We start from the raw sequence: 20530 nt of genomic DNA on the forward strand, positions 1-20530 counted from the left end.
GAGTTCCGGTGGGCGGCGTGGTGCACGGGCGGGTCAGAGCTTTCCTCCCCGCCCGCCGTCGCGCCGGGCGGGGGAGATGAGCGTCGACAGATAGGGCAGGGGAGCGCCGTCCAGGTCGGCGGCCGGCCGGATCGACTCCTCCGTCAGCCCCAGCGCCGACCCCCACACCGCGTCACCGATCCGCCCGGTCTCCCGCAGCGCGTCGGCGACCTCGTGCGCCTGCCGGCCGAACTTGTAGGCGACGACCGTCCCGGGTCCGGCGAGGGCCTCCTTGAGCACGGCCGACCCCGCCGTGACGGGCACGAGCGTGAGCGGCTCGGTCCCCTCGGTCAGCACGGCGCCCGACCGCGCGGCGAGGTCCTGCATGGCGGTGATCCCGGGCACCGTCTCGACGACGGTCCCCGGCACCAGCTCGGCGACGGTCTGCGCGAGATACGTGAACGTGGAGTACACGTTGGGGTCCCCGATGGTCGCGAAGGCGACGGCACCGTGCCCGCGCAGCAGCTCGGCGACCCGCTCGCCCGCCGCGTCCCAGGCCGCCTCACGCCGTGCCCGGTCGCTCCGCTCGTTCAGCGCGAACACGACCCGGACGACCTTCTCCTCGGGCACGTAGTGCAGCACGGTCGCCTCGGCCCGCCCGCGCTCTCCCGTGTCCAGCACGGGTACCACGACGACTTCGGCCTCCCGCAGGGCGTTCACACCCTTGACGGTCACCAACTCCGGATCCCCGGGCCCGACCCCGACACCGACCAGCCTGCTGCTCATGACGTCCGGCACCTCTCCACGAACCGACGGGCGACACCGGGCTGTGCCGCCCAGTGCGTGTGCAGATAGCTCGCGTGCACACCGCGCCGCACGAACCCCTCGACGCGCCGCTCAGGGGTCCTGAGGCCCCAGGCGGGTTCGGCCCCCGCCCCGGGCTCCACGGCGGTCCGATGGAACTCGTGCCCCCGCATCCGCGTCCCCGCCGCCGCGAGCACACTGTCGCCGACGGCCACCGCGTCCCGGTACCCCAGGGTCAGCCGCCCGGTCATCCGCGCCCCGGCGTCCAGCACCCCGCACATGGGCAGTCCGTCCAGCTCCCGGCACAGATACAGCAGCCCAGCACACTCGGCGGCCACCGGAGCGCCGCTCTCCGCCAGGTGGGCAACGGCCTTGCGCAGGGGCTCGTTGGCGGACAGCTCGGCGGCGTACACCTCGGGGAACCCACCCCCGATCACCAACCCCCGCGTCCCCTCGGGCAGTTCCTCGTCCCGCAGCGGATCGAAGGGCACGACATCGGCACCGGCGGCGGTGAGCAGCTCGGTGTTCTCGGCATAGGAGAAGGTGAACGCGGACCCACCGGCGACAGCAACAACCAGCCCGTCCGGCGATTGAGGACGAGGCCGTTCAGGCCGACCGGGGCCCGGGGCGGCAGCCCCGGTGGGGGTGCAGGGGGCGAAGCCCCCGCGGGGGTCCAGGGGGGCGGAGCCCCCCGGCGGGGTCGAAGGGGCGGAGCCCCTGGAGGACGGGACGGGTAGGGGCGGCGGGGGCGAAGAAGCCACCGCCTCAGCCGCATCCCAGGCCTCGCACGACAACACCCCCGCACTCCGGGCCAACTCCATCAACCCGTCGAGATCACAACCGTCGGAGACCTGCGCGGCCATCGCCGCAACCGCCTCCACGGCCTCGGCCCGCCGCTCGGCGACCGGCACCAGCCCCAGATGCCGCGACGGCGTGTCCACCTGCGGAGCCCGCCGCAACACCCCGAGCACCGGCACACCCGTCTGCTCCAGCGCCTCCCGCAGCATCACCTCGTGCCGGTCCGACGCGACCTTGTTCAGGATCACGCCCCCGACCCGCACCTCCGGATCCCAGGAGACGAACCCGTGCACCAGCGCCGCCACCGACCGGGACTGCGACGACGCGTCGACGACCAGCACCACCGGCGCCCGCAACAGCTTCGCGACATGCGCCGTGGAGGCCAGCTCGCCCTCCCCGGCGGCCCCGTCGTACAGCCCCATCACGCCCTCGACGACGGCGAGGTCACACCCGCGCGCCCCGTGCAGGAACAGCGGACCGACCAGCTCCGGCCCGCACAGGTACGCGTCGAGGTTGCGCCCCACCCGCCCGGTCGCGAGCGCGTGGTACCCGGGGTCGATGTAGTCCGGCCCGACCTTGTGCGGGGACACGGCGAGCCCCCGCGCGGCGAACGCGGCCATCAGCCCCGTGGCGACGGTGGTCTTGCCGCTGCCCGACGAGGGCGCGGCGACGACCAGCCGGGGCACGGACGAGGACATCACCACTCGATGCCCCTCTGCCCCTTCTGCCCCGCGTCCATCGGGTGCTTCACCTTCGACATGTCGGTCACGAGGTCGGCGAAGTCCACGAGCTTCTCGGGAGCGTTGCGCCCCGTGATCACCACGTGCTGCGTCCCGGGCCGGTTCCGCAGGACGTCCACGACCTCGTCGGTGTCGATCCACCCCCAGTGCATCGGGTAGGCGAACTCGTCCAGCACGTACAGCCGGTAGGTCTCCGCAGCAAGGTCCCGCTTGACCTGCTCCCAGCCCTCCCGGGCCTTCTCCTCGTTGTCCAGCTGCGCATCGCGCTGCACCCAGGACCAGCCCTCGCCCATCTTGTGCCAGGCGACGGACCCGCCCTCGCCGGAGGCGCCGAGCACACGCAGCGCGTTCTCCTCGCCGACCTTCCACTTCGCCGACTTGACGAACTGGAACACCCCGATCGGCCAGCCCTGGTTCCAGGCCCGCAGCGCGAGCCCGAAGGCGGCCGTCGACTTGCCCTTGCCGACGCCCGTGTGCACGACCACCAGCGGCCGGTTCCGGCGCTGCCGGGTCGTCAGACCGTCGTCCGGAATGACACTCGGCTGTCCCTGCGGCATTACGCGGCCCTCCTCGAAGTCCCCTGCACATCCCTGACCAACCCGGCGATCGAGTCGGCCCGCAGCTCGTCCAGCGTGACGGCGGTGCCGCCCAGCTCACCGGCGAGCTGCCCGGCGAGCCCCAGCCGCACCGGCCCGGCCTCGCAGTCCACGACGACGGACGCGACGCCCTCGGCCGCGAACAGCCGTGCCGCCCGCCCGGCCAGCGCGACCGGCTCCGGGCCCCCGGTGGCCCGCCCGTCCGTCACCAGCACGACCAGCGGCCGCCGGGCGGGATCCCGCAGCCGCTCCACCCGCAGCACGTCGTGCGCGCGCAGCAGCCCGGCGGCGAGCGGTGTACGCCCGCCGGTCGGCAGCGACTCCAGCCGGGCCGCCGCCGCGTCCACGGACGAGGTCGGCGGCAGCGCGACGTCCGCGCCCGAACCCCGGAACGTCACCAGCCCCACCTTGTCCCGCCGCTGGTAGGCGTCCAGCAGCAGCGACAGCACGGCCCCCTTCACGGCACTCATCCGCTGCCGCGCCGCCATCGACCCGGAGGCGTCCACGACGAACAGCACGAGATTGCCCTCGCGCCCCTCGCGGGTGGCCTGCCTCAGATCGTCCCGGCGCACCACCAGACCCGGCCCGGACCGCCCGCGCGCCCGCTGGTGCGGCGCCGCGGCCTGCACGGTCGCCGCCAAGTGCAGCTTCGTGAGGGTTCCCCGGGGCCGCCGGGAGCCGGTCGTGCGCCCGTGCTCGGTCCGCGCCCTCGAACGCCGCCCGGCGGCGCCCTCGCCGATCCCTGGCACGCTCAGCACCTTGGTCCGGAACGGCTCGGCAGACCGTACGGCCGACTGCTCACCGGCGCCCGACGGCTGCGGCTGCCCGCCCTCCCCGGCCTCGGGCGTGGCCCCGGTGTCATCGCCGTCGCCCTGCGGCCCGTCCTCGGGCTCCGGCTGCCCGCCGCCCCCACCGGGCCCGTCCGGCCCCTGGTCCGGGTCCGGGTCGGGGTCCTGGTCCGGGCCGTCGTCCCCGGAGAACTCCTCCAGGGTCTCGTCCAGCTTGTCCTCGTCAAGGCCCGGCGCGTCGAAGGGGTTGCGCCGCCGCCGGTGCGGCAGCGCGAGCAGCGCGGCCTGCCGGACGTCCTCGGCGAGCACGTCCGTACGCCCCGCCCAGGCGGCCAGCGCCGTCGCCGTGCGCGCCATCACGATGTCGGCGCGCATGCCGTCGACCTCGAAGGCCGCGCAGGTCGCCGCGATCTGCCGCAGCGCCCCGTCGCCCAGCCGCACGGACGGCAGCAGCTCCCGTGCCGCGATGATCCGCGCCCGTACGTCGGCCTCTTCGTCCGCCCACCGGGCCGCGAAGCCGTCCGGATCGGCGTCGTAGGCGAGCCGCCGCCGGACGACCTCGACCCGCTGGTCGGGCTCCCGCGAGGCCGCGACCTCGACGGTCAGCCCGAACCGGTCGAGCAACTGCGGCCGCAGCTCTCCCTCCTCGGGATTCATGGTGCCGACGAGCAGGAAGCGGGCCGCGTGCCGTACGGAGACGCCCTCGCGCTCCACGTACGAGGCGCCCATCGCGGCCGCGTCCAGCAGCAGGTCGACCAAGTGGTCGTGGAGGAGGTTGACCTCGTCGACGTAGAGGATGCCGCGGTGCGCGGCGGCGAGCAGGCCCGGTTCGAAGGCCTTCACACCCTCCGACAGCGCCCGCTCGATGTCCAGCGCGCCCACCAGCCGGTCCTCCGAGGCGCCGACGGGCAGTTCGACCATCCGGGCCGGACGGGCCTGGCCGGCGGTGCCCGGCGCGTGCGGCCCGTCGGGGCAGGCGGGGTCGGGGGAGGCGGGGTCGCAGGAGAAGCGGCAGCCGGGGACGACGGCGACCTCCGGCATGAGCGCGGACAGCGCCCGCACGGCCGTCGACTTGGCGGTGCCCTTCTCACCGCGCACCAGCACACCGCCGACCGCCGGCGACACGGCGTTCAGCAGCAGCGCTAGCCGCAGGTCGTCCTGGCCCACCACGGCCGTGAACGGGAACGGGGTGCTCACTTGTCGTCACCTTCCAAGTCGCCTTCGAGCTCCAGGTACGTGGCACGCAGCCGCTCCAGCGTCTGAGCGTCCGGCTCCGCCCACAGTCCGCGGTCGGCGGCCTCCAGCAGCCGCTCGGTGATGCCGCGCAGCGCCCACGGGTTGGACGTCTTCATGAACTCCCGGTTCTCCGGGTCGAAGACGTACTCGGCGCTGAGTTTCTCGTACATCCAGTCGTCCACGACCCCGGCCGTGGCGTCGTACCCGAACAGGTAGTCCACGGTCGCGGCCATCTCGAAGGCGCCCTTGTAGCCGTGCCGCCGCATGGCCGCCATCCAGCGCGGGTTGACCACCCGGGCCCGGAACACCCGGTGCGTCTCCTCGCCCAGCGTGCGGGTCTTCACCTGGTCCGGGGTGGCCGAGTCGCCGACGTACGCCTCGGGGCTGGCGCCCGTCAGATGGCGGACCATGGCGACCATGCCGCCGTGGTACTGGAAGTAGTCGTCGGCGTCGACGAGGTCGTGCTCACGCGTGTCGACGTTCTTCGCGGCGACCGCGATCCGCCGGAACGCCGTCTCCATGTCCCCGCGCGCGGCCCGCCCGTTCAGCCCCCGCCCGTAGGCGTAGCCGCCCCACACCGCGTACACCTCGGCGAGGTCCGCGTCGGAGCGCCAGTTGCGGGCGTCGATCAGCGGCAGCAGACCGGCCCCGTACGCCCCCGGCTTGGAGCCGAAGATCCGGGCGGTCGCCCGGCGCCGGTCGCCGTGCTCGGCGGTGTCCTCGTCGGCGTGCGCCCGGACGTAGTTCTGCTCGGCGGGCTCGTCCAGCTCGGCGACCTTGCGGACGGCGTCGTCGATCAGCCCCACCACGTGCGGGAACGCGTCCCTGAAGAAGCCCGAGATACGGACCGTCACGTCGATGCGGGGCCGGCCGAGCTCCTCCGGGGGGATCACCTCGAACCCGGTCACCCGGCGCGAGGCGTCGTCCCACACCGGCCGGCAGCCCAGCAGCGCCAGGATCTCGGCGATGTCGTCGCCCTGGGTGCGCATCGCCGAGGTGCCCCACACCGTCAGGCCGACGGACTTCGGGTACTCACCGGTGTCGGTCAGATACCGCTGCACCAGCGAGTCCGCGAGCGACTGCCCGACCTCCCAGCTCAGCCGGGACGGAATCGCCTTGGGGTCGACGGAGTAGAAGTTGCGCCCCGTCGGCAGGACGTTGACCAGACCGCGGGTCGGCGAACCGGAGGGACCGGCAGGGACGTAACCGCCGTCCAGCGCCCGCAGGATGTGCCCGATCTCGTCCGTGGTCCTCGCCAGGCGCGGCACGACCTCCGTGCAGGCGAACTCCAGCACCGCCACCGCGTCGGGGACTTCCCCGCCGAGCACCTCCCGGACCTGCGCCGGGACCTCGGCGACCGCCCAGCCGCGCTCCTCCATGCCCTCCGCGATCCGCCGGCACAGCTGCTCCAGCAGGTCGATCGCGTCGGCGGCGGTGCGTGCAGGCCCCGCCACCAGGCCCGTCAGCTCCGCCGGCACCTTCACGGCGGCGCCGGGCTCGGCCAGCAGCTCCTTCTCCACCAGCCCGAAGTGCTCCGCCAGCGCCGCCCTGAGCCCGGGCAGCGCGTCCGCCTGACCGCCCCACACCTGCGAGGCGCGCAGCACCGCCAGCACGAGGTTGACGCGCGGCTCGCCGACCGGGCCGCCGCCCAGGATGTGCAGGCCGTCGCGGATCTGCACGTCCTTGATCTCGCACAGATAGCCGTCGATGTGCATGACGAACTCGTCGAACGCCTCGTCGTCCGGCTGCTCGTCGACATGCAGGTCGTGGTGCAGCTCGGCGGCCTTGACCAGGGTCCAGATCTGCGCGCGCACGGCCGGGGCCTTCGCCGGGTCCAGGTCGGAGACGAGCGCGTACTCGTCCAGGAGCTGCTCCAGCTTGGCCAGGTCGCCGTAGGTGTCGGCACGGGCCATCGGCGGCACCAGGTGGTCGACGACCGTGGCGTGCCCGCGCCGCTTGGCCTGGGTGCCCTCGCCCGGGTCGTTGACGATGAACGGGTAGATCAGGGGCAGCTCGCCGAGCACGGCGTCCGGAGCGCAGCCGGCGCTGAGTCCGAGGCCCTTGCCGGGCAGCCACTCCAGCGTGCCGTGCTTGCCCATGTGCACGATCGCGTCGGCGCCGAAACTGTTCTCCAGCCAGCGGTAGGCCGCCAGGTAGTGGTGGGACGGCGGCATGTCCGGGTCGTGGTAGATCGCGATCGGGTTCTCGCCGAAGCCGCGCGGCGGCTGGATCATCACCACGACGTTCCCGAACTGGAGCGACGCCAGCACGATGTCGTCCCCGTCGACGTAGAGGCTGCCCGGCGGCTCGCCCCACGCCTCGGTCATGGCGTCCCTCAGCTCCGGGTCGAGCTGGTCGAACCAGGCCCGGTAGTCCGCCAGCGGCACCCGCGTGGGCGCGGCGGCCAACTGCTCGTCCGTCAGCCACTCCACGTCGTGCCCGCCGGCCGCGATGAGCCGGTGGATCAGCTCGTCACCGCCCGCGGGGTACTCGGTGAGGCCGTACCCGGCGTCCCGGAGGGCGTCCAGCACCCGCACCGCCGAGGCCGGGGTGTCCAGCCCGACGGCGTTGCCGACCCGAGAGTGCTTGGTCGGATACGCGGTGAAGACGAGCGCGAGCTTCTTCTCGGCGTTCGCCTTGTGCTTCAACCGCGCGTGCCGTACGGCGATCCCGGCGACCCGCGCGGCCCGCTCCGGGTCGGCGACGTACACGGGCACGTCGTCCGCGCCCTGCTCCTTGAAGGAGAACGGCACGGTGATCAGCCGCCCGTCGAACTCCGGGATCGCCACCTGCATCGCGGCGTCCATGGGGGACAGGGCGGCGTCGGACGCCTCCCAGGCGCTCCGCGAGGACGTCAGGCACAGCCCTTGCAGCACGGGGATGTTCAGCTCGGCGAGGGCGCCGATGTCCCAGGCCTCCTCGTCACCGCCCGCCGAGGCCTGCGAGGCGTGGGCGCCGCCGGCGGCGAGGACGGTGGCGACGAGGGCGTCCGCCCGCCCGAGGATCTCGTACAGCCCCGCGTCGGCCCCGCGCAGCGAACCGCAGTACACGGGGAGCGCGTTGGCGCCCCGCGCCTCGATCGCGTCGCACAGGGTGTCCACGAAGGCGGTGTTGCCGCTCAGCTCGTGCGCCCGGTAGAAGAGCACGCCGACGGTCGGCCGGCCCTCGACCTGTGCGCGCTCGCCCCGGACGCCGTACTCCGGCATCCGCTGCGGCGCGGCGAACCCCTCGCCCGTGAGCAGCACGGTGTCGGACAGGAACCGCGCCAGCTCGGTGAGGTTGGCCGGCCCGCCCTCCACGAGGTACTTGAGCGCCTCCGCCACGACACCGGCCGGCACCGACGACTCGGCCATCAGCTCCGCGTCGGGAACGGCCTCGCCACCCAGCAGCACGGTCGGGACGCCGGACGCCTTCAGCGCGGCGAGCCCGTCCTCCCAGGCCCGCTTGCCGCCGAGCAGCCGCACGACGGCGATGTCCGCGCCGTCGAGCAGGGCCGGAAGCTCCTCCCCGACGTCCACGCGAGTCGGGTTGCCGATCCGGTACGAGGCTCCGGCGGCGGCCCGGGCCGCCAGCAGGTCCGTGTCGGCGGTCGACAACAACAACACAGTGCTCATGCGGGCGCTCCCGGTGGAATGAAGGGCAGTCCTCGCGGCGCGCCCGACTCGATGAGCCGCCACAGCGCGTCCGTGTCCGCGTGCTGTTCGATCAGGTCGCCGAGCCGGTCGAGCTGCTCCTCGCGCAGCGCGGCGAACGAGGTGTCCGGCGCCGGTACGAAGCGGCGCCCCGCGGCGGCCGCCACCTCGCGCAGGAAGGCCCGCCGGAACCCGTCCGACTCCAGCGAGCCGTGCCAGTGCGTGCCCCAGGTCTGGCCGACCCGGCAGCCGTCGAGGAAGGCCGCGCCCCCTTGGACGTCGGCGACCCCGTGATGGATCTCGTAGCCCTCCACGCGCTCCCCGAGGGCCTCGCTAGCCGGCCGCGTGAGGGTCTTCTCGCGGGCGAACCGCACCCGCACGGGCAGGACCCCGAGCCCCTCGACATGCCCCCGGCGGCTCTCGACGTCGTCCTCGATGTGCTCGCCGAGGATCTGGAAGCCGCCGCAGATCCCGAGGACGGGCCGCTGCTCGGCTGCCCTGCGGACCAGGGCCTCGGCGAGCCCCCGCTCCCGCAGCCACTCCAGGGCGCGGACGGTCCCCCGGGTCCCGGGCACGATGACGAGGTCCGCGTCGGCGAGTTCCTCAGGCCGGTCCACGAACCGCACCACGACACCCGGTTCGGCGGCCAGCGCGTCGACGTCCGTGAAGTTGGACATGAGCGGAACGGCACAGACGGCGACGCGCAGCACGTCCTCGCCGACCGGCGGGGCGACGACGGACTCCCGGACCGTCCCGCGCAGGGAGACGCGCAGCCCGTCCTCCTCGTCGATGCCCAGTCCGTGCCGGAAGGGCAGGACGCCGTACGTATGCCGCCCGGTGAGCCCCTGGAGCATGTCGAGGCCCGGCTCCAGCAGGGAGACGTCCCCCCGGAACTTGTTGACGAGGAACCCGGCGACGCACTCCTGGTCCTCGCGCGACAGCAGCGCGACCGTCCCGAAGAACGAGGCGAAGACACCGCCCCGGTCGATGTCGCCGACGACGAGCACGGGGAGCCCGGCGTTGCGGGCGATCCCCATGTTGACGATGTCGGTCCGCCGCAGATTGATCTCGGCGGGACTGCCGGCCCCCTCACAGATCACCGCGTCATACGTGCCCCGCAACTGCTCAAGGCAGTCCAGTACGGTCCCGAGCAGCTTCTGCTGCCGTCCGCCGTGGTACCCGCGTGCGCTGAGCTCCCCGACCGGCTTGCCCAGCAGCACGACCTGGCTGCTGCTCTCGCCGCCGGGCTTGAGCAGCACCGGGTTCATCAGCGCGGTCGGCTCGACGCGGCAGGCCTGCGCCTGCATGGCCTGCGCCCGCCCGATCTCGGCCCCCTCCTTCGTTACAAACGAATTGAGGGACATGTTCTGCGCCTTGAACGGCGCGACCTTGACGCCCTGCCGCACCAGCCACCGGCAGATCCCGGCGGTCACGACGCTCTTGCCCGCGTCGGAGGTGGTACCGGCGACCAGAAGCCCACCGCCCGTCATGACGTACGCCCTTTCGCGATGCGGCGCGCGGCGACACAGACGCCGAGCGCGAGCCAGCCGACACGCCTGGACAGCCGTACGGCCCGTTCGATGTCCCGGGTGGCGACGGCGTGCCCCGCCCCGTTGAGCACCGGCCGGTGCTCGACGCGCCCGCCGTACGACAGGGTTCCGCCCAGCCGCACCCCGAGCGCCCCCGCGAACGAGGCCTCCACGGGCCCGGCGTTGGGGCTCGGATGCTTGGCGGCGTCGGCACGCCAGGCGCGCACCGCTCCTCGGGGATCGTCTCCTGCCAGGGTCGCGAGCACGGCGGTCAGCCGGGCCCCCGGCCATCCCGCGAGATCGTCCAGCCGCGCGGAGGCCCACCCGTAGCGCCGGTACCGGGCCGACTTGTGCCCGACCATGGCGTCGAGGGTGTTGACGGCGCGGAACCCGAGGAGCCCCGGCACACCGCCGACGGCCCCCCACACGAGCGCCCCCACGACCGCGTCGGAGGTGTTCTCGGCGACGGACTCGACCACGGCCCGGGCGATCCCGTCGGCGTCGAGCGCCTGCGGATCCCGCCCGCACAGATGCGGTAGCCGCGCCCGGGCGCCGTCGACGTCCCCCGCCTCCAGGGCACGCCCGATGGCCCGCGCCTCCCGGGCCAGCGAAGTCCCCCCGACCACGGCCCAGGTGGCGGCACCGGTCAGCGCGACGGAGGCGACGGCGGAGTCCCGCAGGGCACGCGCGGCGACGCCCCCGAGCGCGACGGCTCCTCCCGCGCACACCGCGGTGTGCAGCGCGCCCCACGCTCGGTGGTCCCGCCACAACACCCGTTCCACGGCGCCCGCGGCCCGCCCGAACACGGCGACCGGATGCCCCCGGCGGGGATCGCCGAGCAGCAGGTCACCGATCAGACCGGCGGCGGCGCCGTACGCGAAGACGCGACCGGCACCCATGGGCTCAGCCGGCCGCAGGGGCGGGCAGGGGTGGGGTACTGAACCTCGATCGGCAGCCGCGCATGGCGATATGTCCTCACTCAGGGTGTCCACGCCCTGGTTCGACTAGACCGGCGGTGAGAGTTCCTGGCTCCCGGGGGTTGCTACCCCGGTGACAGTGGCGGGACCGCGCCGGACTTCCACCGGCTTCCTCTCCTGCCGCCGTTAATGGCCCCGGCAGTCCACCACGGCCGGGTTCAGCCGTCAACTTGCCGTTGACCTGCGAGGGGAGAGTGTGCAGAAGCCCACACCGGCGCTCCGACGCCGGGTTGGCGCCCCCACCACACGGCAACCGGGCGGTACAGGACCGAAGTCCCGTACCGCCCGGTGGAAGTGACCGTGATCAGGCCACGATCAGATAGATCCCGTATCCCACGGCCGCCGCGCACGCCGCGAAGCACGCGTACGCGCCGGTGACCGCGAGGCCCGCGGATCCGCCCTGGGCCACCGCCCGTTCGCGGCGGGACAGGCCGGTGATGCCGAGGGTGAACAGGGCCACCAGGGCCACGGTGACCACGAGGCTGACGCCGAAGACGGAGCCGAGGGCCGCCCAGTCGATCTTCATATCGGAGACTCTTCCTTGTTACCGGTCGGCGGGGTCAGACGGTGGTGGTCGTCGAGGGCGTCCGCTCGGCGGCGGCCTGGGCCGGGAACGACGGCACCGGGTCCTCCGTCGCCGTGCCGGCCGGCGGCGGCGTCACCGCGGCCATCGCCGTGGTCACCACACCGGCCGGCTCCGCCTCGTCGGCGTCGTTGACGTTGGTGTGGTCGACGACCTCACGCCGCGAGAGCTTCCAGATCGCCGCGCTGGAGGCGACGAGGAAGACGGCCACCACCGCGGTGCCCCAGCTGCCGAAGCCGGTGACGTACTCGGCGAGCGCGGCCACCAGGGCCGCCGCCGGCAGCGTCAGGCCCCACGCGACGAACATCCGCGTCGCCGTCGACCAGCGGACGACACCGCCCTTGCGGCCGAGCCCCGCGCCCATCACCGAGCCGGAGACGGAGTGGGTGGTGGAGAGGGAGAAGCCGATGTGCGAGGAGGCCAGGATGACCGTGGCCGCGCTGGTCTGGGCGGCGAAGCCCTGCTGCGGCTGGAGGTCGGTCAGGCCCTTGCCCATGGTGCGGATGATGCGCCAGCCGCCGAGGTACGTGCCGAGCGCGATGGCGATGCCCGCCGACAGGATGACCCACATGGGCGGGTCGGAGTCGGGGGCGACGGCGCCGCCGGCGACCAGGGCGAGGGTGATGACACCCATCGTCTTCTGGGCGTCGTTGGTGCCGTGGGCCAGGGAGACCAGGCCCGCGGAGGCGATCTGGCCGGCGCGGTAGCCCTTCTCGGAGGCCTTGCCGTCGGCCTTCTTGCCGAGGGTGTACGTCAGCCGGGTCGCGATCATCGCCGCGATGCCCGCGACCAGCGGGGCGGCGATCGCCGGGATCAGGACCTTGGTGACCAGCACGTCGCCGTGGACCGCGCCGACGCCCGCCGAGGCGATCGTGGCGCCGATCAGGCCGCCCATAAGGGCGTGCGAGGAGCTCGACGGCAGGCCGACCAGCCACGTCAGCAGGTTCCAGAGGATCGCGCCGACCAGGGCGGCGAAGATGACCTCGGGACGGATGCCGGTCTCGTCGACGAGACCCTTGGAGATCGTGTTGGCGACTTCCACCGACAGGAAGGCGCCGACCAGGTTGAGGACGGCGGACATGGCGACGGCGACCTTGGGCCTCATGGCGCCCGTGGAAATGGTCGTGGCCATCGCGTTCGCGGTGTCGTGGAAACCGTTCGTGAAATCGAACGCGAGTGCGGTTACCACCACAATCGCGAGGATCAGCGAGAAGCTTTCCATTTACCCAGGCAATCGTTCGAGGTCGTTGGCTCGTCGAACGTAGGTAACCCGAGTGAACGGAAGATGAACTGAGAGGGGCGCAGGGGTGTCCGCAATCGATGCTCGGGGTTCCGCCCTGGGGTGGGACGGTAGGCACCTTTCGTATACGCGGCTTCCGGCCTGAAGAGGACCCGCCCGGCGACGCGTTGAGGGCCCGCCTGGCAGGATCGCCGCATGGCTGAGCAGCGAGGAGACGGGCGGGACACGCGAGGCGTGGGGGACTCGGGGCTGAGGGGCGTGCGCCCCGAGGAGGAGCGCGCCTGGGAGGAACTCGTCACGACCGCCCGCCGGACCGTCTCCGACGGGCTCGTCGTCGGCACCTCCGGGAACGTCTCGGTGCGCGTCGGGGACACGGTCCTGGTCACGCCCTCGGGCGTCCCCTACGACCGGCTGCAGCCGGACGACGTGACGGGCGTCGGCCTCGACGGCCGGCAGGTACTCGGCACGCTCGTCCCGACCAGCGAGCTGCCCATGCACCTCGCGGTCTACCGCACGACCGGCGCCCGTGCCGTCGTCCACACGCACGCCGTGCACGCGACGGCCGTCTCGACGCTCGTGAGCGAGCTGCCGCTGATCCACTACATGGCCGCCGCGCTCGGCGGACCCGTCCGGGTCGCCCCGTACGCCACGTACGGCACCGCCGAGCTGGCCGAGAACATGCTCCGCGCCCTCGCCGACCGCTCCGGCTGCCTCCTCCAGAACCACGGCACGGTCACCCACGGCGCGTCCCTGGACCAGGCCTACGACCGCACGGCCCAGCTGGAATGGATGTGCCGCCTGTGGCTGACCGCCACATCGGTCCCGGGCCTGTCCCCGAGCCTGTTGTCGGAGGAGCAGCTGGCGGAGGTCCAGGAACAACTGCGGGGCTACGGGCAACGCGGCTGACGTCCCGGGGCGGGCCGGCTGCCTCGGCACACCGGCCGCGGATGCCACGGATTCGCACCCTGCGCGCCGCTCTCCTGGCCCGCTTCGACCATCACCCCGCCGCTGCCGCCCACTGGTCCGTCGCCCGGTCCGCCAGGACACTGGAGCCGTGCGCACTGCCAGAGCGACGGCCGCTGCCGTCACCGCCGTGATCGGAGTCGGTGCGGCCGCCGTGGCCGCAGGACGGTTCGCCAGCGACGCCGCGCTCAAGGCGCCTCCCGGCAGGCCCCTGCCCACCGAGCCCCGGCTCACCGTGCACGGCACCGCCGCGGGGCAGATCAGCCTCACCCGGGACCTGGCCGCCCTGCGGCCCGGCCGCTACGGCCTGTCCGGCGACGGTTCCCACGCGGTCGTCGGGCCCGTCCTGGCCGGAGCCTCGGACACCGCCGACACCGTCGTGCGCCGCCTGGAGAGCGTCACGCACGGCACCCTGAAACCCGGCGACAAGGCCTGGCTCACCCCGAACGTGTACGTCGGCAACCCGGGCGCCGCCCTCGGCATCGAACACGCCGACGTCGACATCCCCGGCGAACTGGGCCCCCTGCCCGCCTGGTTCGTGCCCGGCGCCCGGGACACCTGGGTGATCGCCGTGCACGGTCTCGGCACCACCCGGGAACTCGCCATGAACGTCATGGGGTTCCTGCACCGCAACCACTTCCCCGTGCTCGCCCTCGCCTACCGCGGCGACCTGGGCGCACCCCGCCCGCCCGACGGCCTGAACCACCTCGGCGAGACCGAGTGGCGCGACCTCGACGCGGCGCTCCGCTACGCCGTGCGCTCCGGCGCCCGCCAGGTCGTCCTGCACGGCTGGTCCACCGGCGCCACCATGGCCCTGCACGCCGCAGCGCGCTCGGGGCTGAGCGACCGCGTCTCCGGACTCGTCCTGGACTCCCCGGTGCTCAGCTGGGAGGCCACCCTGCGCGCCCTCGCCGCGGCCCGCCGCACGCCGGGCGCGCTGCTGCCCCTGGCGGTCCGCGCCGCACAGGGCCGCACCGGCCAGTACGGCGACCGCGCCCTGGGCGCGTCCCCCGCCGCCGGGCTCCGGGTCCCGGCGCTCGTCCTCCACGGACCGGACGACAGGGTGGCCCCCTGGCAGCTCTCCCGCCGGCTCGCGGACGCCCGCCCCGACCTGGTCGCCTTCCGCGCGGTCGGCGACGCGCCCCACTCGGCGATGTGGAACGCCGACCCGGAAGGCTACGAGGAAGCCTTGCGACGCTTCCTGACACCTCTCATCTGACCACTGGCCCCGCACACCGGCCTCGCGCACCGGCCTCCACACCCCCCGTTCACGCCCCCTTCGCCCCGTCGCAACCACGTTCCGTCCGGCTCCCCGCAGACCGGTCGGGAAGATTCCGTTTAGCGTCGTACCACTGGCCTGTTTGCGGCCCTCGACCACTCACGGGACCCCGTGCGTTGGCCATCCCCGTCGCCCGCCGTGACATTCCGTTTGGGTTTTCGGACCGTCAACCGGAAGACTGCCCCCGTGACGTCCCGTATCCCGCGCGACTCCAGGCTTCGACTCGTCCGCCCGCGACCCCTGGCCGCCGCCCCCAGAGCGATGAACCAGCGGCGCTCGCGCCGCCCCGCACCGCGCCCCCCGGAGGGCACCCCGGCACCGGCGGAGCTGGCCGGAATGGCACGCTCAGGTCTTGCCGACGCGGCCCGCGTCGCCCGCTGGGCCGACACCGAGCTCGGCCCCGGCCGGGGCAGCGCCACCGCCGACGGCAAGGCCACTCTCTCCGCCGCGACCGCCGAACGGGCCGCCCAGGAGCTGGGTCTGACTCCGGATCAGGTCAGAGCCGACTGGGACACCGCCCGGCTCGCCGGTCTCATCGAGGTGCACGGCGACAGCGCGCGCCCCGGATGGCGGCTGCGCGCCTGGGACCGCGACGACAGTGCCGTCCTGCGGGGCTGGGTCGCCCTCTTCGACGCCTGGTCGCTGGCCTGTCCGGAACCCGAGGACCACGAGCCCGCCGCCGTCGCCGAGGTCGTCTCGGCCATGCCGCAGGTGCTCTCCTTCCTCCAGCTGTCCGCCGGGCCGGTCCCCGTGGAGCAGCTCCTCGACCTCCTGGAGCAGCGCGTCACCGAGCTGCGCACCGCACGCTGCGAGATCCCCTACGGCCCGCAGCCCGAGACGCCGGCCGAACCGGCGCCCACCGACGCCCCCCTCGACCCGCTCCTGGACTGGGCCCTGCGCGCCCTCGCCTCCGTCGGGGCCCTCACCTACGGCGACGGCCAGGCCACGCTCACCCCGCTCGGCAGCTGGGCCGTCTGGGTCAAGCTGGAGCAGATCTGCGTCGCCGCGCAGAGCCCCGCCGGGAACATCGAGCAGGCGGCCGAGGACATGCTCCGCGGCTGCGCCCAGCTGCGCCCGAACGCGGCCCGCGCCGAGTACCGGGCCTGGCTCGCCGCCCGCACCGTCGGCAGCGCCGTCACCGAGCTCCTGGCCGCGGCCCGCGGCGAGGACGCCCTGCTGCGCGGCCTCGCCTTCGAGGCGCTGCGCGTGGTCGGCGCCCCCGCCGAGCCGGACGTCCGCGCCGTGCTGGACGAGCCGACGCTCAGGCCGTACGCGCTGCTGTGGCTGGCCGAGCACGACGGGACCGACCCCGAGGACGCCCACGAGGTCCTCACCCGGGAGGAGGCGACCTGGCTGTGGGTGGACACCGCGGCCGCCGTCGCCGACCACGGTGAGGCGCCGCTGCTCGTGCGCCACCTGGAGTCCGCCGTGCAGCCGACCGTCCCGATGCTGCTGGACGAGGTGCGCGCCGTCGGGCACCCGCGGACCGTGCAGGTCCTGGTCGCCCTCGCCGCGGCACACCCCGACCCGGCCCTGGCCAAGGCCGTACGCCGGGCCGCCTTCCAGGTGCACACCGGAGGCAGTTAGCCGGACGCCCCGGAGTGGGCCGTCAGCCCGGTATCTCCGGTGCGTACGTCCCGAAACTCCACACGTTGCCCTCGAGGTCCCGGGCCATGTAGTCCCGCGAGCCGTAGTCCTGGTCCGTCGGGGGCATCAGGATCTCCGCGCCGTGATCCACGGCGCGGCGGTGGTGCGCGTCCACGTCGTCCACGACGACGTACACCCCGGTCGTGCCCGTGTCCTTCATCGCCTTGTCGAAGACGCTGCCGGTGCCCTTGCTGCCGATCATCACCGCGCCGTTGCCCTGCACCAGCTCGGCGTGCATCACCGCGCCGTCCTCGCCCTCGAACACGGACAGCTCCGTGAAACCGAAGGCCTCCGTGAGCTGCCGGACGGCCGCCTTCGCGTCGGCGTACAGCAGCGTGGGGTAGATGCTCGGACGCCCGCCGGACGTGCCTGCCATACCGATCACTCCCTTGTGCTCGGTCGCCGGAAATCCGATGATCCGGTTCTGCTGCCCAGTCTGGCACCCACCACTGACAACGACCCGGCGGGACGAGCCCGGCGAGACCAACCGAACACCCGCACGCAGAAAAAGTGGTTGCATCGCCCCGTTAGACTGTCCCCCATGGCCTTTCTCCTCGCGCATTAGACGGCGGGAACGTCCTCAGCCGCCCATCCCGCCCCCGTATCCGCCCTGGAGTCTGTCCGTGATCTCCGCCTCCGGTATCGAGCTGCGCGCCGGTGCCCGCGTCCTCATCGAAAACGCCACCTTCCGCGTCGCCAAGGGCGACCGCATCGGCCTGGTCGGCCGCAACGGCGCGGGGAAGACCACTCTCACCAAGTGCCTGGCGGGGGAAGGCGTGCCCGCCGGCGGCACCATCACCCGCTCCGGCGAGGTCGGCTACCTCCCGCAGGACCCCCGCACCGGCGACCTCGACATCCTGGCCCGCGACCGCATCCTCTCCGCGCGCGGCCTCGACGTACTGATCCGCAAGATGCGCGACAACGAACAGCGCATCGCCAACGGCCAGGGGTCCACCCGCGAGAAGGCCCTCAAGCAGTACGAGCGCCAGGAGACGGAGTTCCTCACCAAGGGCGGGTACGCCGCCGAGGCCGAGGCCGCCACCATCGCCGCCGCGCTCAACCTGCCCGACCGGGTGCTCGGCCAGCCCCTGCACACGCTCTCCGGCGGTCAGCGCCGCCGTATCGAGCTGGCCCGGATCCTGTTCTCCGACGCGGACACGCTGCTGCTCGACGAGCCCACGAACCACCTCGACGCCGACTCGATCATCTGGCTGCGCGACTACCTCAAGACCTACCGCGGCGGCTTCATCGTGATCTCCCACGACGTCGACCTGGTGGAGACGGTCGTCAACAAGGTGTTCTATCTGGACGCCAACCGCGCCCAGATCGACGTCTACAACATGGGCTGGAGGCTCTACCAGCAGCAGCGCGAGGCCGACGAGAAGCGCCGCAAGCGCGAGCGGCAGAACGCCGAGAAGAAGGCCTCCGCGCTGCATTCGCAGGCCGACAAGATGCGGGCCAAGGCCACCAAGACCGTCGCGGCGCAGAACATGGCCCGCCGGGCGGACAAGCTGCTGGCCGGGCTGGAGGCCGAGCGGAAGTCCGACAAGGTCGCCAAGCTGCGCTTCCCGGAGCCCGCGCCCTGCGGCAAGACCCCGCTGATGGCCGAGGGCCTGTCGAAGTCGTACGGCTCGCTGGAGATCTTCACCGACGTCGACCTGGCCATCGACAAGGGCAGCCGCGTCGTCATCCTGGGCCTCAACGGCGCCGGCAAGACCACCCTGCTGCGGCTGCTGGGCGGCGTCGAGCAGCCCGACACGGGCGCCGTCGTCCCCGGCCACGGCCTGAAGCTCGGCTACTACGCGCAGGAGCACGAAACCCTCGACCCGGAGCGCACGGTCCTGGAGAACATGCGCTCCGCCGCCCCCGACCTGGACCTGGTGGAGGTCCGCAAGACGCTCGGCTCGTTCCTCTTCTCCGGCGACGACGTCGACAAGCCCGCCGGTGTCCTCTCCGGCGGCGAGAAGACCCGCCTGGCGCTCGCCACCCTGGTCGTGTCCTCGGCGAACGTGCTGCTCCTCGACGAGCCGACCAACAACCTCGACCCGGCCAGCCGCGAGGAGATCCTCGGCGCGCTGCGCACGTACAAGGGCGCGGTCGTCCTCGTCACGCACGACGAGGGCGCCGTCGAGGCGCTCCAGCCCGAGCGGATCATCCTGCTGCCCGACGGCGTCGAGGACCTGTGGGGTGCCGACTACGCGGACCTCGTCGCCCTGGCCTGAGAGTCAGTGCGGTTTGATCGAATGCGTGATCAACGGCGTATGGATCATTCGGCCTAGCGGTGATCCATCATCTGTGTGAGATCTCCTCGTACCGAGGTGTGTCCTACATCGATTTCGCGGCCGAGCCCCCGATTCTTCCGGGCTCGGCCGCGACGCCTTTCTGACCTGGCCTTTCCCGTGGGAATCCGTTCGGGCGTACGGACACCACTCTTCGGAATTCCGCATTCCGTTTGTGGGGATGCGCTCCCGTCGTCACAACCTTGTCTCACGGACCTTGCCGAATGGGTGGCCATCGGGGCCCGGAGGGGTGATCATGAGGAGACCAGAGCGCACTTCCCATGAGGAGGCACGGGTGGCCGAGACTCTGAAGAAGGGCAGCCGGGTGACCGGCGCCGCGCGCGACAAGCTCGCGGCAGACCTGAAGAAGAAGTACGACGCCGGTGCGAGCATCCGGGCGTTGGCCGAGGAGACCGGCCGCTCGTATGGCTTCGTGCACCGCATGCTCAGTGAGTCGGGCGTCACGCTGCGAGGGCGTGGCGGGGCGACACGGGGTAAAAAGGCCACGGCCTGACCCCGGGTGGCCCCTTCGGCTTCGATGGTGGCCACCCGGTCGGTCGACTGATCGGCCGGGTGGTTACTGTGCAGTCACTTAGCTGACCGCACACCTCGGAGGCGTCCATGGCTTCGCCCGACAAGGACCTCGTTCCCGTACTCGACAAGGACGGCGTACGGCTCACCGTCGACGACGCGATCGCCACGGTGACGCTGACCAATCCGGCCAAGCGCAACGCGCAGAGCCCCGCTCTGTGGCGGGCGCTGACCGAGGCCGGGCGGCAGCTGCCGGGCTCCGTCCGCGTCGTGGTGCTGCGGGCCGAGGGCAAGTCCTTCTCGGCCGGTCTCGACCGGCAGGCGTTCACGCCCGAGGGCTTCGACGGGGAACCGTCGTTCATCGACCTCGCGCGTGGCAGTGACGCCGAGCTGGACGCGACCATCGCCGAGTACCAGGAGGCGTTCACCTGGTGGCGGCGCAGCGACATCGTCTCTGTCGCCGCCGTCCAGGGGCATGCCATCGGGGCGGGCTTCCAGCTCGCCCTCGCCTGCGATCTGCGCGTCGTCGCCGACGACGTGCAGTTCGCCATGCGCGAGACCAGCCTCGGGCTCGTGCCCGACCTGACGGGCACGCACCCGCTGGTGGGACTCGTCGGATACGCCCGCGCGCTGGAGATCTGCGTGACCGGGCGCTTCGTGACGGCCGACGAGGCCGTGAGCACCGGGCTGGCCAACGTGGCCGTGCCCGTCGGCCAACTCGACGACACGGTCCGCGACCTCGTGTCGGCCGTGCTCGGCGCGCCCCGTGACGCGGTCGTCGAGACCAAGGCACTGCTGCGCGGCGCCCAGGACCGCACCTACGAGGACCAGCGCACCGCGGAACGCCAGTCCCAGGCCCGCCGCCTCCGGGACCTCGCGGGCATCGGGGACTGAGCCGGCCGGATCACGCCGGATCACGGGCGTCCCCC

Annotated in this window: 16 protein-coding genes and 1 riboswitch; of the genes, 6 read left to right on the top strand and 10 right to left on the bottom strand. The window is 73.0% G+C overall.

The features are described from left to right. Positions 1–33: 33 nt before the first annotated feature. The 9 genes from cobI to ACZ3I3_RS28680 all read right to left on the bottom strand — a co-directional run bounded on the left by cobI (position 34) and on the right by ACZ3I3_RS28680 (position 12884). Positions 34–765, bottom strand: a complete 732-nt coding sequence (gene cobI, locus ACZ3I3_RS28640; RefSeq protein ID WP_467369798.1) for a precorrin-2 C(20)-methyltransferase — start codon at positions 763–765, stop codon at positions 34–36. Further along, on the bottom strand, positions 762–2279 hold the full coding sequence (locus tag ACZ3I3_RS28645; protein WP_467369799.1) for a cobyrinate a,c-diamide synthase: 1518 nt from the start codon (positions 2277–2279) through the stop codon (positions 762–764). Before ACZ3I3_RS28645 ends, cobI begins: the two co-directional genes overlap by 4 nt. After that, positions 2279–2878: a cob(I)yrinic acid a,c-diamide adenosyltransferase gene (gene cobO / locus ACZ3I3_RS28650; protein WP_086854042.1), complete on the bottom strand. Its 600-nt coding sequence runs from the start codon at positions 2876–2878 to the stop codon at positions 2279–2281. Before cobO ends, ACZ3I3_RS28645 begins: the two co-directional genes overlap by 1 nt. Beyond that, positions 2878–4902, bottom strand: a complete 2025-nt coding sequence (locus ACZ3I3_RS28655; protein WP_467369801.1) for a putative cobaltochelatase — start codon at positions 4900–4902, stop codon at positions 2878–2880. The genes cobO and ACZ3I3_RS28655 overlap by 1 nt, the downstream gene beginning before the upstream one ends. Continuing rightward, positions 4899–8555 carry a cobaltochelatase subunit CobN gene (cobN, locus tag ACZ3I3_RS28660; RefSeq protein ID WP_467369803.1) on the bottom strand — a complete coding sequence of 1219 codons (3657 nt, stop codon included), beginning with the start codon at positions 8553–8555 and terminating at the stop codon, positions 4899–4901. The genes ACZ3I3_RS28655 and cobN overlap by 4 nt, the downstream gene beginning before the upstream one ends. After that, positions 8552–10063, bottom strand: a complete 1512-nt coding sequence (locus tag ACZ3I3_RS28665; protein WP_467369804.1) for a cobyric acid synthase — start codon at positions 10061–10063, stop codon at positions 8552–8554. Before ACZ3I3_RS28665 ends, cobN begins: the two co-directional genes overlap by 4 nt. Then, a complete protein-coding gene (locus ACZ3I3_RS28670; protein ID WP_467369806.1) occupies positions 10060–11001 on the bottom strand; it encodes a cobalamin biosynthesis protein in 942 nt (313 codons plus the stop codon). Before ACZ3I3_RS28670 ends, ACZ3I3_RS28665 begins: the two co-directional genes overlap by 4 nt. A gap of 101 nt (positions 11002–11102) precedes the next feature. Then, positions 11103–11242, bottom strand: a riboswitch (cobalamin riboswitch). Positions 11243–11383: 141 nt separating this feature from the next. Beyond that, on the bottom strand, positions 11384–11605 hold the full coding sequence (locus tag ACZ3I3_RS28675) for a hypothetical protein (RefSeq protein ID WP_033310903.1): 222 nt from the start codon (positions 11603–11605) through the stop codon (positions 11384–11386). A 34-nt stretch (positions 11606–11639) separates the two neighbouring features. After that, positions 11640–12884 (bottom strand): inorganic phosphate transporter, encoded by a 1245-nt coding sequence (locus ACZ3I3_RS28680; RefSeq protein ID WP_467369808.1) that lies wholly within the window; start codon positions 12882–12884, stop codon positions 11640–11642. 213 nt (positions 12885–13097) lie between these two features. On the opposite strand from ACZ3I3_RS28680, the gene ACZ3I3_RS28685 reads away from it, so the two are divergent. From ACZ3I3_RS28685 to ACZ3I3_RS28695, 3 genes are all read left to right on the top strand, one after another. Continuing rightward, a complete protein-coding gene (locus ACZ3I3_RS28685) occupies positions 13098–13808 on the top strand; it encodes a class II aldolase/adducin family protein (RefSeq protein WP_467369810.1) in 711 nt (236 codons plus the stop codon). Positions 13809–13956: 148 nt separating this feature from the next. Then, the gene (locus ACZ3I3_RS28690; RefSeq protein ID WP_467369812.1) at positions 13957–15084 is read left to right on the top strand and encodes an alpha/beta hydrolase; all 1128 of its coding nucleotides are present in this window, start codon (positions 13957–13959) and stop codon (positions 15082–15084) included. Between the two features lie 246 nt (positions 15085–15330). After that, entirely contained in the window at positions 15331–16731 is a 1401-nt protein-coding gene (locus tag ACZ3I3_RS28695; protein ID WP_467369814.1) for a hypothetical protein, read from the top strand. A 22-nt stretch (positions 16732–16753) separates the two neighbouring features. On the opposite strand, the gene ACZ3I3_RS28700 is transcribed toward ACZ3I3_RS28695, so the two are convergent. Beyond that, positions 16754–17167 (bottom strand): VOC family protein, encoded by a 414-nt coding sequence (locus ACZ3I3_RS28700; protein WP_467369816.1) that lies wholly within the window; start codon positions 17165–17167, stop codon positions 16754–16756. A 247-nt stretch (positions 17168–17414) separates the two neighbouring features. Between ACZ3I3_RS28700 and ACZ3I3_RS28705 the strand changes: the two genes are divergently transcribed. The 3 genes from ACZ3I3_RS28705 to ACZ3I3_RS28715 all read left to right on the top strand — a co-directional run bounded on the left by ACZ3I3_RS28705 (position 17415) and on the right by ACZ3I3_RS28715 (position 20495). Further along, positions 17415–19013, top strand: coding sequence for an ABC-F family ATP-binding cassette domain-containing protein (locus tag ACZ3I3_RS28705; RefSeq protein WP_467369818.1), 1599 nt, complete (start codon positions 17415–17417; stop codon positions 19011–19013). A 352-nt stretch (positions 19014–19365) separates the two neighbouring features. Next, positions 19366–19584: a helix-turn-helix domain-containing protein gene (locus tag ACZ3I3_RS28710; protein ID WP_010037790.1), complete on the top strand. Its 219-nt coding sequence runs from the start codon at positions 19366–19368 to the stop codon at positions 19582–19584. Between the two features lie 107 nt (positions 19585–19691). Beyond that, positions 19692–20495 (top strand): enoyl-CoA hydratase/isomerase family protein, encoded by an 804-nt coding sequence (locus ACZ3I3_RS28715; protein WP_467369820.1) that lies wholly within the window; start codon positions 19692–19694, stop codon positions 20493–20495. The last annotated feature ends 35 nt before the right edge of the window (positions 20496–20530 follow it).

It is taken from the genome of Streptomyces sp. NPDC016851 (assembly GCF_055562795.1).

What these genes read in the sequence shown, in the direction of transcription:
- ACZ3I3_RS28685 (WP_467369810.1), top strand. Translation starts at nt 13,098, where the DNA reads ATGGCTGAGCAGCGAGGAGACGGGCGGGACACGCGAGGCGTGGGGGAC.
- ACZ3I3_RS28645 (WP_467369799.1), bottom strand. Translation starts at nt 2,279, where the DNA reads ATGTCCTCGTCCGTGCCCCGGCTGGTCGTCGCCGCGCCCTCGTCGGGC.
- cobN (WP_467369803.1), bottom strand. Translation starts at nt 8,555, where the DNA reads ATGAGCACTGTGTTGTTGTTGTCGACCGCCGACACGGACCTGCTGGCG.
- cobI (WP_467369798.1), bottom strand. Translation starts at nt 765, where the DNA reads ATGAGCAGCAGGCTGGTCGGTGTCGGGGTCGGGCCCGGGGATCCGGAG.
- ACZ3I3_RS28680 (WP_467369808.1), bottom strand. Translation starts at nt 12,884, where the DNA reads ATGGAAAGCTTCTCGCTGATCCTCGCGATTGTGGTGGTAACCGCACTC.
- cobO (WP_086854042.1), bottom strand. Translation starts at nt 2,878, where the DNA reads ATGCCGCAGGGACAGCCGAGTGTCATTCCGGACGACGGTCTGACGACC.
- ACZ3I3_RS28700 (WP_467369816.1), bottom strand. Translation starts at nt 17,167, where the DNA reads ATGGCAGGCACGTCCGGCGGGCGTCCGAGCATCTACCCCACGCTGCTG.
- ACZ3I3_RS28675 (WP_033310903.1), bottom strand. Translation starts at nt 11,605, where the DNA reads ATGAAGATCGACTGGGCGGCCCTCGGCTCCGTCTTCGGCGTCAGCCTC.
- ACZ3I3_RS28715 (WP_467369820.1), top strand. Translation starts at nt 19,692, where the DNA reads ATGGCTTCGCCCGACAAGGACCTCGTTCCCGTACTCGACAAGGACGGC.
- ACZ3I3_RS28670 (WP_467369806.1), bottom strand. Translation starts at nt 11,001, where the DNA reads ATGGGTGCCGGTCGCGTCTTCGCGTACGGCGCCGCCGCCGGTCTGATC.
- ACZ3I3_RS28665 (WP_467369804.1), bottom strand. Translation starts at nt 10,063, where the DNA reads ATGACGGGCGGTGGGCTTCTGGTCGCCGGTACCACCTCCGACGCGGGC.